General features: G+C 54.8%; 10 protein-coding genes and 3 pseudogenes. 6 read left to right on the forward strand and 7 right to left on the reverse strand.

Features of this window, described 5'->3' with window-relative positions; all coding sequences use genetic code 11:
• Positions 1–125: 125 nt before the first annotated feature.
• Positions 126–1277 (reverse strand): ABC transporter substrate-binding protein, encoded by a 1152-nt coding sequence (locus tag BRAD3257_RS33590; protein WP_122405395.1) that lies wholly within the window; start codon positions 1275–1277, stop codon positions 126–128.
• A 227-nt stretch (positions 1278–1504) separates the two neighbouring features.
• On the opposite strand from BRAD3257_RS33590, the gene BRAD3257_RS33595 reads away from it, so the two are divergent.
• On the forward strand, positions 1505–2260 hold the full coding sequence (locus tag BRAD3257_RS33595; RefSeq protein ID WP_160118916.1) for an IclR family transcriptional regulator: 756 nt from the start codon (positions 1505–1507) through the stop codon (positions 2258–2260).
• A 63-nt stretch (positions 2261–2323) separates the two neighbouring features.
• Here BRAD3257_RS33595 and BRAD3257_RS39520 read toward each other — a convergent pair whose 3' ends face one another.
• The 6 genes and pseudogenes from BRAD3257_RS39520 to BRAD3257_RS41570 form a co-directional block, all read right to left on the reverse strand.
• Positions 2324–2608 carry a hypothetical protein gene (locus BRAD3257_RS39520; protein WP_145987087.1) on the reverse strand — a complete coding sequence of 95 codons (285 nt, stop codon included), beginning with the start codon at positions 2606–2608 and terminating at the stop codon, positions 2324–2326.
• 347 nt (positions 2609–2955) lie between these two features.
• Positions 2956–4485 (reverse strand): porin, encoded by a 1530-nt coding sequence (locus BRAD3257_RS33600; RefSeq protein WP_122405397.1) that lies wholly within the window; start codon positions 4483–4485, stop codon positions 2956–2958.
• 459 nt (positions 4486–4944) lie between these two features.
• Entirely contained in the window at positions 4945–5784 is an 840-nt protein-coding gene (locus BRAD3257_RS42100; RefSeq protein WP_122405398.1) for a Crp/Fnr family transcriptional regulator, read from the reverse strand.
• Between the two features lie 853 nt (positions 5785–6637).
• A complete protein-coding gene (locus BRAD3257_RS41870; RefSeq protein WP_347338438.1) occupies positions 6638–7348 on the reverse strand; it encodes an aldehyde dehydrogenase family protein in 711 nt (236 codons plus the stop codon).
• Entirely contained in the window at positions 7249–8172 is a 924-nt protein-coding gene (locus BRAD3257_RS41875) for an aldehyde dehydrogenase family protein (RefSeq protein WP_283809917.1), read from the reverse strand. Before BRAD3257_RS41875 ends, BRAD3257_RS41870 begins: the two co-directional genes overlap by 100 nt.
• Positions 8173–8548: 376 nt before the next feature.
• Positions 8549–8704: pseudogene (locus BRAD3257_RS41570) on the reverse strand (IS481 family transposase); the annotation flags it as partial.
• A gap of 630 nt (positions 8705–9334) precedes the next feature.
• On the opposite strand from BRAD3257_RS41570, the gene BRAD3257_RS33620 reads away from it, so the two are divergent.
• From BRAD3257_RS33620 to BRAD3257_RS33640, 5 genes and pseudogenes are all read left to right on the forward strand, one after another.
• Complete coding sequence (locus BRAD3257_RS33620) at positions 9335–12115, forward strand: phytochrome family protein (protein WP_145987089.1); 2781 nt, start codon at positions 9335–9337, stop codon at positions 12113–12115.
• Positions 12112–12579 carry a response regulator gene (locus BRAD3257_RS33625; RefSeq protein WP_122405400.1) on the forward strand — a complete coding sequence of 156 codons (468 nt, stop codon included), beginning with the start codon at positions 12112–12114 and terminating at the stop codon, positions 12577–12579. Before BRAD3257_RS33620 ends, BRAD3257_RS33625 begins: the two co-directional genes overlap by 4 nt.
• Positions 12563–13885: a 5'-methylthioadenosine/S-adenosylhomocysteine nucleosidase family protein gene (locus BRAD3257_RS33630; RefSeq protein ID WP_122405401.1), complete on the forward strand. Its 1323-nt coding sequence runs from the start codon at positions 12563–12565 to the stop codon at positions 13883–13885. Before BRAD3257_RS33625 ends, BRAD3257_RS33630 begins: the two co-directional genes overlap by 17 nt.
• A 447-nt stretch (positions 13886–14332) precedes the next feature.
• Positions 14333–14410, forward strand: a pseudogene (locus BRAD3257_RS42440) (transposase); the annotation flags it as partial.
• Between the two features lies 1 nt (position 14411).
• Positions 14412–14969: pseudogene (locus tag BRAD3257_RS33640) on the forward strand (integrase core domain-containing protein); the annotation flags it as partial.
• Positions 14970–15198: the final 229 nt, after the last annotated feature.

The following is a 15198-nucleotide window of genomic DNA, read 5'->3' on the forward strand; positions in this document are numbered from 1 at the left end:
CGTCCTGGTCTTTTGCGAACCGGTCTCTCAGCGCCCGGCCGTCATCGGATGAAGATTCTGCGCGCCGCCTGGTTGATTGCAGCGCCGCGCACGCCGAACGCATCCGCGCGGGCAGCAGCCAAAGGTCAGTTCAGCTTGATGGTCTGAACCAGTTCCAGCGATTTGGTCCCGGCCTTGGATTTCACGACGGCCAGATCGAATACGCCGTTGCCCTTGGCGTCATATGAATAGAGATGGCCAATGCCCTGCCACCCCTTCACAGCGGCAAACCAGTTCCGCAGCGCCTTGGGGTCGGTACCGACCTTGCGTAAACCCTCTGCGGCCAGCATCGCACCATCATAATAGGCGAGCCCGTAGGGGTCCGGATCCGTACCGAACTTCGCCTTGAAGCGTTCGACGAAATCCTGCATGCGCCCACCGGCTGATGCATCGATGAAGGTGTCGACAACCCCCCACACGCCATCGAGATCGCCCGCCGACAGCAGTTGTAGTGCCGCCGGAACCAATGCCGCCGAAGATGTCACCAACGGCATCTTGAGACCGAGCATCTTCGCTTGACGCAGCACCAGCGCACCGTCCTGCGGGTAATTAAAGATCAGAAGGACATCGATGCCCTTGCTACGCAGACCGAGGAGTTGCGCCGAAAAATCCTTATCGTTCTGACCATAGGCCCCCGTGCCGACCACGGACACGCCGGCGGCCTCGAAACGCTCGGCTGCCGTCTGGGCGCCGCCTTGCCCGAAATCGTTCTGGATGTAGAGAATGCCGGGCTTTTGGGCCTTCAACACATTGAGCGCGCACTGCACCATGCCTTCGGCTGACACGCTGTCGGCCGGCCGCACGCGAAACATCCATTCGTTGCCGCCTTCGGCCACGACGTCTGCCCCGCCAGCATAGAAGGCGGGCACCTGCACCTTTTTCAGCTCCGGCGACACCGCCAGATTGTGTGTCGAGTAACTCGACAGGAAGAACAGCGACGGCCTGGTTTCCTGTGCGAGCTTGACGAAGGCATTCACCGCCGTGCTGTTGGAGGCCTGAGTATCCTCGAAAACGATCTTGAGGCTGCGTCCGTTGATGCCGCCGGCTTTGTTGATGTCCTGTTCGGCCATCATCAGGGAGCTGTGATATTGCTTGCCCGTGAGCGACAACGGTCCGGTCATGGGCACTGTGGCGCCGAAGATGATCGGGCTTCCCTGCTCGGCACGTGCGACTGCCATCCACGGCGTGACCGTCGCCGCAAACAAAGCATGCAAAAACTCCTGCCTCGTCATCTTCATGTGTGCCTCGTGACGCTTCCCCGTTGCGGTGGCATGAGCGTGCTACCCGCAAATCGCTATTGATTTTCGTTCCGTTTTTCGGGATAATATCCCGGTATTGCGTAACGCTAATGTGCTTCTGCTCGCGGAGTCAAGCGGCTCGAGGGGCACGCATGTACAATCTTTCAGTCTGGAGGGCGCCCTGGTTGACAATCTCAGATGAACCGGCGGGTCCTCTCGACCGCTATATGCAGGTGCTCGAACTCGTCGCGACGTTTCCCGGCGCGCTGACGCTGGCAGACGTGTCATCCTTGCTTGATCTTCCGAAGACATCTGCACACCGGCTTTTGAAAGGTCTGGTACGCGCTGGACTTGCAAAGGACAACGTCGGCGGGCGCGCTTATCAGCTCGGCGACCGCTTGTTGCGACTCCTGCACGCAACTGCGGACGATGGATGGATTGCCGCCCTTGCTCGCGTGCATCTGCAGCAGCTGACCGACACAACGTCAGAGACCTGCTACCTGACACGTCTCATTGGCGCGCGCGTCGTCGTGGCGATTTCGATTTCACCTGATGTGCGCTGGCGCAGCTACGTGCAGCCCGGGATCGAGATGCCGGTGCATGCAGCAGCAACGGCCAAAGCGATCATAGCCTATCAAAGTGAAGCGGTACTGGCCGAAGCGATGTCCACCGACCTTCCTCTGCTCACGGCGAACACACGCAATGACCGTGCTTGGATTGAACAGGAGCTCGCTGCGGTCAGGACCCGAGGCTATGCTACGTGCATCGGAGAGATCGACGAAGGATTGGCCGCTATCGCGGTGCCCGTTTTCCTGTCGGACCGGCGTGTGTTTTACGCTCTCGGAATGACCGGGCCTCTGCAGCGGATCATGAACGAGCAACTACCGGAGCGTCTGGCAGCACTACGAACTGTGGCCGAAGCATTGGGGCGATCGCTCTCAATTGGCGAGAGACTGAAGTCAAAGGATACGTCGCAAAGCTAATCGAACATGACCGCGCATGCCTGATCGCGGAACAACGACTGCGGCTAGCCATCATCTCCTGGCCTAGCTATGGCAATCGGCACGCCTTCCCCCCGTCCTGGCCGCATCGACGACGTCGCGGTCGCTGTCCGACATCGCACCGCCGTTGACGTTGAACCTGACAGAATTGGTGCCGAGCTGATCGTGGTCATAGATAACGTGCACGGCGCAGCGTCGCGAACCGACTTCGGGAGAACCACCACAAATTTTGGAGGGATCTGTCAGATTGGAATTGACTTGAATGTGCTGCCCTGTTGAGGCGATGGCTTGCTGACTCGTACCGCACTCCCGCTCTGCCAACTGTGGCATGCAGTTCTCGCGGAGAGACACTTACTGCTTGTCGCTTCTCCTGAGTAGCCAGGATCGAAAGCCCATTTCCCGCACGCGGCAGTCGGCCTTCTCCACACACGTCAGAACGGCTTTGATATCTTCACAAATAGCCGATTCTTTGCCCTGTGAACCGCGCATCCAGTTCCCGCGACGGCAGCTCACGACTCTGGTCCCGCACATCCCGTGCCCCCGAACTGCTATCACCCTCGACCGAAAGTCAGAGTAGGAATCTAAAAGGCCTCCGGCGGGCATGCCGGAGGCCTTCTTGGAGGTTAACTTAGATCTATGAAGTCGCTCTTTGTCTCCTTCCGCTGGTTGACAGTGATTCACCAGTTGCGCTGGGCGCGGAGCAGCAGCGTCAGGCTGCCTTGGTCCTTCAGCTCATACGCAGTGCCTGGCTTGGCAATCGTGGACTGCAGCGGCAGCGTGACCGTGCTTCCGCTTGCGTACTTCTGGTCAAGCATCGTGTAGGCGAGGTCGGCCGAGAAGGTCAGGTTCTTGACGGGCGTCCAGCGTGTGATCACACCGACAACCGAATAGTTGAAGTCGGGGTTGCAGCCGGCAAGACCGCTCGAGAGGGCAAGGCCGGTAACGAACGCGCCGCAGAGGTAGCCCTTCGCCGTGTTGTTATACCGCACAGCAGCCCATGCACCGTAGATCGCAGTGTTCCAATATGGATCCCAGTTGTGGGTGTAAGCACCACGGAACCCATAGGTCGTGGTCAACTCCTGACCGGCGCCAGTCACGAACACAGAGTCGGACAGACCACCGAGGCCAACGCTTTGGTAAGCACCTGCCAGACCGGTACCGCCGTATATCGCGTAAGTGCTCGCCATCAGGTCCTGAAAATTGTAACGGCTTGCACCGTTCGTGTACACACCTGACACGTTGATCGTGTCACCCGCGCCAGTGGGGATGTTCTTGATCGACAAGGCCAACTGAGCAGCCCAGCCCCACTTGTCGCCCGGATGGCCCGTGGTCTCGTCCGCGCCGTAGTAACCAGCGTGGTTGTCGTGCGCGGCAACGGACGCCTGGACGAGACCCCAGGCCTGATCGACGCGAACCATGGCAACGAGGTCCGGAGAACGTGAACCGCCGATGTCGCTGGCACCATAAGCTCCGGTCGCGAGTCCAGCGACCGTCGCGCCGCTCACATTCCAAATGTTGCTGGTATAGTAGGCCACCTGATCTTGCGCCGAGAAGGCCGCGGTGATGCCCTGACCGAAGTCAGCAGTATAGGTGAACTGGTTCACACCGGTGACCGTGCCACCGCCCCCGGGCAGACCATCGAAGTTGTTACCTGGATAGTTGGTCCAGGGAGCAGAGAACTGCGAGATAGCTTTACCCAGCGTAAAACCAGCGAACTGGATGAAGGCGTAATAGACACCGAGCGAACCACCGGCGATCGCGCCAGAACCGCTCGCTCCGGTATAGGTCGTCGAACCGTTGACGGCAGTTGTGCCGACTCCGGTATAGCCACCCGAGGTCCAGGTGAAGGTCGCATCGAAGAATGTGCGGACCACGCCATACTCGGTCGCAGTGCGGGTATCGATGGTCAGATCCTCACGGGAACGGGCCGTGTAGTAGTTGCTCAGCCGATTTTTCGCGCCTGCCACACTGCCGTTCGCAGTGTCATAGACGCTGTTCGTACCCAGGGCGACTTCGGCACGGAGGTAACCACCAAGCTTGATGCACGTGTCAGTACCGGGAATGTAGTAGAAGCCGGCGCCATACAGCGAGCAGATCTTCACGTACTCCACCGCCTTGGCCTTGACAGGCAGATCCGCAGCCTTCGCTCCGCCTACAGCGATCAGACCCGCCGCCGAACCGAGCAATAGGCTCTTCACCATCTTCATAAGAGTTCTCCGAATTGTTTTTAGCTCAAAGGCAGCCTCCCAACCGTTACAGAAGAGAGTAACCGCCTTTGCCCCTAATCATTGTTGACCTGCAGGGCTCTCCTCGAACGCCAACGGATAGGGTGAACCAGCCGACGTCGCGGTGCGGATCATTCCGCCGCTCGCACATTGATGTAGACTGATTGCGTTCACATTCGGCGCGCAAAGTCTGTACGCATCGAACCAACACGCTCGCACCCTAAGCGACCGTGTTTTAGGTGCGTCACAACAGTACGCTTCGCACCATTCGCTTCTGTGGGAGTACGTTTCGTACGTTGATCAAGCGAACTGACCAAGGCCAACTGCCTGGGAATGTCCACGCGCACACAGCGAACTGCGCAGGTCACTCCCGACTTTTGAATGCGCCGTTGAGTTTTTGAGAATGACTTCGGAGACGAACTAGACGACTTGGCAGCTTTGCTAGCTCGCCGGTGCCACCGACTCGTGGGCGGCGTAAGTGCTTGAAATGAGTCGGTAACAGCTACATGCCTTTTGCGCGAGGCAGTTGCGCGCGTCGATCTGCAAAACGCCACGCGTCTTGCGAATCAATTGCTGTTCTTCGAACCGGTTCAACGCCTCCGTTATCCCAGCACGGCGCAACCCCAGAACTGATGAAAGGTAGTCATGAGTAACGGGAAGGACATTGGAGCCAACAGCATCACTGGCCAAACAGAGCCAAGATGCGAGGCGCTTTTCACTAGCGTGCCGAACGCCGCATAGGCCTGACTGAGCACAATGCAGGCTCAGAGCTTGAACGTATCGAAACAGACGTTCTCTGATATCGGGGCGCTCGTTCATGATCCGACGCAGATCATCGACACGGATCCTGTGCGCGTTTCCAGGAATGAGTACAACGGACTGATGAGTCGGCAGATGTCCTCCTAACAGGTACGACGCGCCGACTGCGCCCTGATATCCTATGACCGCCGTTTCGAGGATGCTTCCCGCCGCAACTATTCTCAGCGAAACAAGACCCGATTCTACAAAATAGACGTGATCAAGATGCCTCTTTGGCTCCTGGAGAACCATACGCTCTCTCAGGACCATAGGTTCTAGGAACTCCCCTATTGCCGCGAGGTCTTGCAGAGAAAGACTGCCCAATATCGTATTCTTGACAAAGAACCGTGTATTGGCACGCACGGTATAGGGCCTATAATACACTGGCTGCCCCCCGTACGCGCACTCGGTTAAGGGACTCCCAAGCTTCGACGAGCGGCTCAGTGATCTCCGGCGAGACTTCCAATTCGTCCCTGGTCGCATCCGATCTCTCCACCTGATGAGGATCGAAGGCGGAACGTATTTTGAACGGACGTACGAAGCATCCGGAGGACGTTCTGGCGCTCACGCTCATCTCCTGAGTGCCTCGATCAAGGTATCGAAGCGCACCTGGCAGTATTCAGTTTGCAGCGGATCAGTCTTTCGGCTTTGGGCACATGTCTTGTCATCGCTGAACCGAGACCTTGAGATTGATCGAAGAAACGAACCAGCGCGGATGATGCCGCTTACGCGGATCACAGCGATGGCGAGACTCGCGCTCAGAGTCCGCTAGCCAGAGAAAACGTTCGAACCTCCCGCTCGGTTACACGATCTCCAACTGAAGGCTTGTGATCGGTCGTGGTAATTGTGGGTGAACTGGGAAGCCAATACCAATTTCGGACACATCGAGACCAGATTGGAAACGATGCACGCCGGCCCTGTTAACGTCAGAGCCAACGGGAATGAAGCATTACCAACTCCTGGCGGAGCGACCCGTCCTGCTTTCAAGCGGCCCCAATCGGGACTTCAATCAGGCAAGCCGATCGCAAGCCACTGTCGAGCGAAAAGCTACGAACCATACTCAGTCTGAACTTGAGACCCCAGCATGTACCGACGCGGCTTCCGGCAAGACCAGGGCGTACCGCGGACGAACACTCGCGGTTAGTTCAAGCCGATTGCGACCAGATCGGGGGCGGCCGGGAGAAAAAAAGCCGCCCCTGACGGGGCGGCCAGTGATGTCCGTCGCGGGAGGAAAAAATACGACGAACAACGCAAAACGGTAGAAGAAGCGACTTGAATCCAAGCAGCTCTATACGAGCTGACATCTCTCGCTGCGAGATAGCGACAGTGCAAACGCTCAATCGTCCGCCCAGCCGCTGGAGAGGTAAGGGTAGCGATAGTCTTTCGGCGGGACGAACGCTTCCTTGATAGTTCGTGGCGACGCCCACCGGATCAGATTCCAGATCGACCCGGCTTTGTCGTTGGTGCCTGACATTCTTGCTCCGCCGAATGGCTGTTGGCCAACGATTGCACCGGTTGGCTTGTCATTGATATAGAAGTTTCCAGCGGAAGAGCGCAGACCATTCAATGCGCGACCGATGATGCGACGATCGGTCGAAAATATCGCGCCTGTGAGACCGTAAGTACCCGATTGATCTATTTTCTCCAGAATAGGTTCAAACTCGCTGTCGCGATAGACGTAGGCCGCGACGATTGGTCCGAAAAACTCCTCACGAAGCAGTCGCGATTCCAGATCGTCCGTTTCGATCAGCGTCGGTGCGACAAAGTAGCCGGTCTCGTCGTCACCACGTCCTCCGGTGAGGATTTTCGCGTTGGAGGATTTTACTTCCTCGAAAACCTGCATGTGCTTGCGCCATGCCCTTTCATCGATAACGGCGCCCATAAAGTTGCCGAAGTCGGCAACATCGCCCACTTTGATGGTCGCAATTTGATCGCACAAAACCGTCTTCAGTGACGGCCATAAGGAGGCGGGTATGAAGATCCGAGATGCCGCAGAACACTTCTGCCCCTGATATTCATATCCGCCGCGGATGATTGCTGTAGCCAGTGCGGCAACGTCAGCGCTCCCGTGAGCCAGAATGAAGTTCTTTCCCCGGTCTCCCCCACCAGCCTTGGGTAATTATGATACCGGTCGACATTCGATCCAACCGCGCGGACAATCGAATTGAAGACCTGCGTTGATCCCGTGAAGTGAACACCGGCGAGGCGACGATCGGCCAGTGCGATCTCGGCGACTTCCGCGCCGTCTCCATAAACGAGATTGATGACGCCATCTGGAAGCCCCGCCTCCTGGAGGAGCCGCATGATGAGTTGCGCAGAATATTTTGCAGTTGCTGCCGGCTTCCAGACAACCGTATTCCCCATCAATGCCGGGGCGGTCGGCAAGTTACCCGCGATTGCGGTGAAGTTGAAAGGCGTGATCGCAAGCACAAAACCTTCCAACGGCCTGTAATCGCTGCGATTCCAGACGCCGAGAGCCGAAATCGGTTGGTCCTCGTAAAGGCGTCTCATGAACTCGACGTTGAACCGCCAGAAATCAATTAGTTCTGCTGCAGAATCGATCTCCGCCTGGTGAACTGTCTTGGACTGACCGAGCATGGTCGCAGCATTCAGACGGTCGCGCCATGGCCCCGAGAGCATCTCGGCAGCTTTCAAGAAGATTGACGCCCGGTCTGTCCAGGGCCATTTCGACCAGTCGTGCCATGCCCGGGCGGCAGCATCTATGGCAGCGTTCACCTCGCTCTTGGAGGCCAGATGGGCATCACCAAGAACATGACCGTGCCGATGAGCCATCACAGCCGCCTCACAACGGACCGCCCGTTGGTCAGCACCGTTGATAATAAGCGGCAGGTCGACGCGCTCGCTGCTCATTTGCGCCAACGCAGCTTTTAGTGCCGATCGCTCCGGGCTGTATGGAGCATAGTTGCGCACAGGCTCATTGCGTGGAAGTGGTGAACGCGCGTTAGCGGCTTCAGCTACCGAATTCATAGCGGGGACCGTGTTAAGCCAGAAAGGTGAGTGGGGTGAAGTCCGCAGCCGGACTCGCGAGCCAAGTCCCGCGACGGCTTGGATTTCACCGTGCATTGTGCTTCCACCTGTTGTCCTGCAGGCGACCACGGTGAGGCCAATACCAATTTCGGAGCGATCTATACCAACCTGGAATTATTTGTACCCACTCGCCAAGCAAAAGAATCCGGTGCACTGTTACGCGACAAATCGGAGGCGACGAACAAGAATCAAACGTGGCTTAGCTGTGGAGCCTCAAGAGGTTGTCCTCGGACCGAGGCGGCTGATCGGCGTTTGTGATTTTACCACCATGCGGCCGGTGCCAGTTGTATCGGTACAGCCAGATCGGCGGCTCTTGGGCGCGGCGATCGGAGGTTGGATAAGCTTTGGCATAAGCTCATTCCCGCCCGGGGGGTTACCAAAATCGTATTGCAATATCGGCGCAACTCAGGAAGAGATCGAATTTCAACTTCAGGGGAAGACTATGTTGAAGAATATTGGACTGCTTTCGTTTGTTCTCCTTTGCTCAATATCCATTGCCCATGCCAGAGGCGGACACGGAGGCGGCGGGCGCGTCTCCTATGGTGGTGGTCATCATACATCTAGCCATGGGGGCCACTATTCGGGTGGCCTGGGATCCTCTCACAAGGGCGGCAGCTATCGAAACGTGACCACAGGCAATCGTTACGGAACGCACCAGTAAGAACATTGGGTCAAGGAAGACGGGACAACGCGCGGACCGATAGGCCAGCGCGTTGATTTTGGTTGGAGACGTTCTTCATGGAGACACTTGGATCTTTCAGGCAATCCAGACGAGTACGATATTGACGCCTATCTAGCATCGCGACCCGCGCAAATCGTTTGGCTGGTCACCCGTTACGCCACAGAGACCGCTGTTGGTGACTGCGTCTTCTTGTGGCGCAACCAAGGCTCGCAGAATGCTAGCGGATGCGTTTGTCTCCACTGACGCTTGCATTATTTCGAGATTGCAATTTAGATAGACAAATTGTGTTTGGAAAACCACACCTTGAACAAGCAACTTTTCCTCTACGGGCTGAATGTCCGACTGCAGTTCGGTGAACGAATACTGAAGCGAGAGGATTTTCCTGCGGACACTCACGTGAGCCGAGAGGACATTTCCCTTCAATCGCTCCTTACGTTCTTTTCCGCGGACAAGCCGCATGAGATTGAGCATCAGATTTGTACGGTTTGCGTCAAGTTCAGGTCCATTCCGGAACAGCAAAGATTTCTGAGTCAGTTCATAGGTCATCCAATCGTCAAGCAAACCTTTCTACTTACAGTCGGCGGTCTCTTTGATCCTGACGCGGCAGAATCAGAAGCGATCGTAGAGCCTGGCGATTACTCCATTGTAAAAACTCTTGAACTGATAACTTCGACTTCGGAGCACCAAGATGTTCTGCGCGCGAGCCGCAGATCCATACGGAAGATGCTCGCCGCTTGTGAAATAAGACCGGCGACAAATATGGCTTCGTTGACTAGGTATCTCGGTCACCTAAACTTGGTTCTGCCGAATGCGTGGGATTTACAAAGGCTGGCAACCGCCTTTCAACAGCTAAAGGAGCAGTATTGGGCACTCTTCGGACCCGACCTGCCATCCGTCTTCCAGGCACTTTGTGACCCCCTTCATCACTTCACGTTAGATCAACTGACGCGCATCGATCTTCTGACTGAGCTATGGGGTTTACGGCAGATATTCCACAAGCTTTGTTTAGTTAGGGCCGTGGCCGGTTATGAAAATGAGCGAACATTTATCAAATCCGACCCCAATATCGTTGGATTTCTATCGATCAACCAATCCACTCGCGAGGCAATTAAGGCTCTCTTCGCGCATGAAGTGCGCACCTCGTACGTCCGTTGCACCGCAAGCCTTGACACCATTTCGTACATAATCGCTGCCTTCATCAACATAGAGCTAGCAATACGTAATCGCGACCTCATGGTGCTGAAACGGCAAGTTGCGGATCTCTATCAGCGCGATCAGTCTGCTCATCTTTTCTTAGACTGGGAGTCCATTCACAACACCTTTGAACTTCCCGCCATCGAGGCCGACGTCTACACCATATTCCTAAAACTTCTGATGCTTCATCCCACGATCGGCAAGAGGTTTCTAACTGTGGCCTTGGCACGAGGTAAGGGCCATCTGGTAGCGGACCTCACCTCCTTTACTGGGCGAATACGAGCGGATACGTCCAGGAGAAAACGGTCAGCGTTAGATAGAGGCAATGTACAGTTCATTAGATTGGCCAGAAAGCTCCCGCGCGCGGCGGCCGAGCGCCTAATCGAGGAGGTTACCGAAAAAGGAATGATGGAGCGACTAGCCTTTGCTTTTGCTCCGTCCTTAAAGCTCGCGGCTTCTGCACTGCCAAAGGTCGATAATCAGGCCAGCATTTTGCGTCTAGAGTTTGCTAACTTGGCATTGCGCCATGGTGTACTTAACGAGCGTTCCGCTAATCGGATGATCGAGGAAGAAACTCACTTTCTTCGCATGCACAAGTTTCACACCTTGTTTCGCGCCGGTCGCGTGAAGATCGATTGGGAATTCCTAGGTTCGCTCGTCGAGGCTTTGATTGACGAAGATTTCGGCTTTCTTGTTTCCGACTCAGCCGACAGGGTGATCGATAAATCGGTCCTCAACAACGTCATAAAGCTCTTTTCCGAGGAGCTATCAAACGTTCTGTTGTTTGATTCTGAATCAAGCTTGGAGCAAGCTCTTAATAACAATGTTCGGCACGGAGTGCTCGTTCCTAGATTCGTCAAGGAGTTCAACGAGGCGCTCGTTGACGCCCTGGACTACCAAGGACACCCCGGCGACTTGTCAGATGATAGTTATTCGCGCTTCGGAAAGCATTCTAGGCGCTTACTCACGCTTAAGGAGCACGTTACAAACCAGGTTAATGCTTACAAGGATTTCTGGCTTACCGTTCAGCGCGACGGAGAATTTCAACAATCAACCCGCGATATGATCGCGGCAGTCATGCAGACCATCAGCAAAGATGCCGATAGCCATAAGCTCTCAAAGGCAATCATTTCAGAATTCCAGACCCAGGTAGAAAAAATACTGGCACAAGCGCTAGAAGTCTTTTTACATCAAGTTAAGCCGTCAGTATTTGGCGAAATCGCTGAATGTCGTCGAGACTGCAGCAAGCAACCTTCGAAGACTGTGACGACTTTCCTTGATCTTCTGGAAACCCGTATTGAAAAGGCTTTTGAGGAAATTAGCGATTGGCTCGGCCTTGCGAAGATTACGACAGACGTTCCTGATTTCGAGCTAATCGATCTTATTCGATTCGAAGCCGTAACGCTGATTTTTTCTGACTTCAAGAAATTGCACTTCTCCCACGGCTCCTTCGTCAAAAAGGATGGCAAAATGGTAGCCTTGCCTCGGGACCCTCGCATCAAAGGAGCTTACTTCGAGGTTACCCAAGAAATTGTTCACAACTTAATCTCAAACGCTCTTAAGCATAGTGGCCTCGGGATGAACACAGCCATAAACATGGCAGTGCAGGTGGATGATAACGACCTCATATTTCGATGCACAAACAGTTTTTCTAAGAAGCGGTTTGTGGCGATATCGGCGACAGCAAACAATGTAACGCGGCTAATTAAGACTTCCCTCCCGAGCCAAGGGAGCAAAGATAGTCAATCGGGGTTTTCCAAGATTAAGAATGTCTGCTCGCGTGTGCTCTTTGAAGATATCACCATCAACATTTCACCAATCTCGGAACGGAATCTTCAATACACCGTCGAAATTCGCGTGCCCAATGCAACTACGATGATGCTCGCATGACACTCAGTGTTCTTATTGTCGAAGACAACAGCTCTAAGGCCGATCAGATATCTCAGATCGTGAAGCTACAGTATTTGGCTGAACCTGAGGTGGTGCCCACAATTTCAGGTGCTTACTCTGTCTTGGATTATCGCAAGTGGGACTTGGTGATTCTGGATATGACTTTCCAAGTTTCCTCCGGACTTGGTCAAGCCGTGCGGAAGGAGGCATTAGCGGGCATAGAGTTACTCCAATACATGTCCGCAAAGCGGCTGCACTACCCCGTGATCGTAGCAACTCAGCATGAAGTCTTTTCTCAGGGCGGGGGGGTAAGCATTAGCTCCATTGAAGATCTTGATCGGAATCTAAAGAAGGCTTTCCCGGTGCAATATAGGGGCATCGTGCAAGTGGATCTTGCATCGAGCAACTGGCATTTGGAATTGATTAAAACCATGCGGCGGGTGATCGATGTCGAGAGATCTTGAAATTCTAATAATTGACGATTCCGTTCAAAAATATGAGCGCATAATGCAAGAGCTAAGTAAGCGGCTGGCGAACTTGCAGTGCCAATTCTCATCAGCCTCGGACTACAATTCTGCCGTGAAGATGCTCAGTGCTTCTGGTTTTGATTTGGTAATTTTAGATTTGTTGCTCCCCTTGGGTAAGGGTTCGCCAAGCTTAGAGAATTCACGCACCCTTATTTCTCTCATGGCGGCAGAAGATCTATTTCCTGCCCCGCACGTAATTGGACTTACCGAGCACGAATCTGCCGCTGCCGGCGAGAAGCAATACTACAGCGAAAATATGTTCGCACTAGAATTGTTTGATTGGGATAGTTCGGGATGGGCTGACAGGATTTCTGCCAAGATCGTTTACCTTGAGAAGTCAAGAAAGGCAGCTATCGCATACGCAAACAATAGCTTCGAGACCGACCTCCTAATCGTTTCTGCCCGCTATGAAAATGAATACAAGCCCATCTTTGCAAAAATGAAATGGGAAGTAGCTCCTATGAAAAGGAGCGTTTATTTTCCCGGCTTGGAATGCGCAATCGGTAGACTTGTAGTTGATAAAGGAATCGTACTCCGGGTCGTCTACGTATGCGCAGGAGAGATGGGAATTGCCCCTGCGACCGCGATAACTAGTCATGCGGTGAGTATTTATCGACCGCGAGTCGTCATTGCCTTAGGTATGTGCTGTGGGTTCAGTTCACCTGAGTGCTCCAGCCCTTCTAAATTTGGAGATGTGCTGGTCTCGCGAGAAACAGCTTCGTGGGAGGAGGGTAAGTATGCCGAACTTCCAGGTAGGCGACGAGTCTTTAGGAACAAGTCGGTGACTCGCACTATCGACGAGTTGATCGGTCCAGCTGTCCAGGCCTGCATAGAAATGGCGACCGATACAATCGCACCCGTTTTCAAAAAATACCTGGCTACATCAAAGGCAAGAGCAGTGCGGACAAATTATGCGACGCAGATGCGCGACGTTCCCGAGGTGAAGTATGGGATGATCGTCTCTGGATCAAGCGTCATTGCCGATGCAAAGCAGACCAGCGAGATCATAGCCCGCCATCCTGAAGCTATTGGGCTGGAAATGGAGATATTTGGCGTCTTTACAGCAGTTCAAAAATCCATTGGCCATCGAAAGCCAACAGTTATTGGGATCAAGGGTGTTGCGGATTTTGGCGATGGAGACAAACATGACCATATTCAATCTCACGCGAGTATACTTGCCTTTTATGTCATGTTGGCGCTTCTACGAAAGATCTATCGGGAAGAGATCCTCAGACCGGTTTGACATCTGTTCATCGCGACATGTCAAAATTGGCCTGTTTTCCTGATATAACTATACGCCCTCCAGGACTGCGAGGGGAGACCCTGAAGGCGTGAAGGCGTAAAGTTCTGGCGAGAACAAGGTCCTCGCACGAACGCCCCCCGTGTCCGCGCTGCTAGGCGGCTGGTGAAGATTGCTACTAGCAGGGAAGTCTTGCGGCGCGATTGGTATCTGGAAGATCCTGTGCTCCGAGACCTTCCTCTAACGTGAAGATGCAAGCCGGTACGACTTATCGGCTTACGCCGGATCACGCTGCTCGACCATTCCGCGTCGATCACGAATCCCTTGGTCGCAAATTCCACCAGCTTTTCGGTCGCCCATTTGCGAAAGAGTGCCGCTTGAGCAAATGACCTTGCCCCACGGGCTTAATCCAGTTTGAAGTTCGTTCTGGCCCACGACAAGGACCAGAGCATGAAGCGCAGCCGCTTTTCGGAAGAGCAGATCATCGGGATTTTGAAGGAGCACGAGGCCGGCGTTTCGGTTGCCGATCCAAGGCCGGCTCTATCTCCTCGTCGCCATCGATCGCACCTCGAAGTTCGCCTACACAGAGTTGCACGAGAAAGCCACCAGGCGCGCCGCCGCCGACTTCTTGCAGAATCTCATCAAGGCCGTGCCTTATAAGGTTCACACCGTCCTCACGGACAATGGCACTCACTTCACCGGTCCGGCCGGCGACAGTTGGACCGCGGCTGACATCAAGGAGAAGATCGAGCGGAAGGAGTTCTTCTGGGCGCATGCTTTCGTCGTGGCCTGCGCCCGCAACGATATCGATCATCGCCTCACCAAGCCCAAACATCCCTGGACCAACGGTCAAGTCGAACGCATGAACCGAACGATCAAGGACGCCACGGTCAAGCGCTTCTACTACGAGACTCACGCCGAGCTCCGCAGCCACCTCTCAGACTTCGTCAACGCCTACAACTTCGCCAAGCGACTCAAAACTCTCAAAGGCCTCACACCCTACGAGTTCATCTGCAGGGCCTGGACAAAAGAGCCAGAACGATTCACCCTCAATCCGCTCCAGCTAATGCCGGGACTAAACATCTAGCTCCTCTTCCGCGGATCTCATCGAGGCCAGCGGCCATGTGCCGCGCGCAAAGGCCGGACATATGACCGCACCGTTCCTATGTGTGAAATCGACTGAAAAAGCTCTTGCCACGCGGGCCGTTCGTGAGCGTCACGATAGTATCACCGGTGCCCGGGCTTGACTTGCGCGGAATGCTTTGGATAGCGCGGTCGGGATGATTGACGCCGCCGGCGCGCGGTGATGGGGTGAC

The sequence above is a fragment of the Bradyrhizobium vignae genome, from assembly GCF_900324035.1.
GTDB classification, from domain to species: Bacteria; Pseudomonadota; Alphaproteobacteria; order Rhizobiales; family Xanthobacteraceae; genus Bradyrhizobium; species Bradyrhizobium vignae.

Excerpts from the sequence above, each read along its gene's own strand:
- BRAD3257_RS33590 (WP_122405395.1), bottom strand. The coding sequence starts at position 1,277 with ATGAAGATGACGAGGCAGGAGTTTTTGCATGCTTTGTTTGCGGCGACG.
- BRAD3257_RS33595 (WP_160118916.1), top strand. The coding sequence starts at position 1,505 with ATGCAGGTGCTCGAACTCGTCGCGACGTTTCCCGGCGCGCTGACGCTG.
- BRAD3257_RS39520 (WP_145987087.1), bottom strand. The coding sequence starts at position 2,608 with ATGCCACAGTTGGCAGAGCGGGAGTGCGGTACGAGTCAGCAAGCCATC.
- BRAD3257_RS33600 (WP_122405397.1), bottom strand. The coding sequence starts at position 4,485 with ATGAAGATGGTGAAGAGCCTATTGCTCGGTTCGGCGGCGGGTCTGATC.
- BRAD3257_RS42100 (WP_122405398.1), bottom strand. The coding sequence starts at position 5,784 with ATGCGACCAGGGACGAATTGGAAGTCTCGCCGGAGATCACTGAGCCGC.
- BRAD3257_RS41875 (WP_283809917.1), bottom strand. The coding sequence starts at position 8,172 with ATGAGCAGCGAGCGCGTCGACCTGCCGCTTATTATCAACGGTGCTGAC.
- BRAD3257_RS33625 (WP_122405400.1), top strand. The coding sequence starts at position 12,112 with ATGACACTCAGTGTTCTTATTGTCGAAGACAACAGCTCTAAGGCCGAT.
- BRAD3257_RS33630 (WP_122405401.1), top strand. The coding sequence starts at position 12,563 with ATGTCGAGAGATCTTGAAATTCTAATAATTGACGATTCCGTTCAAAAA.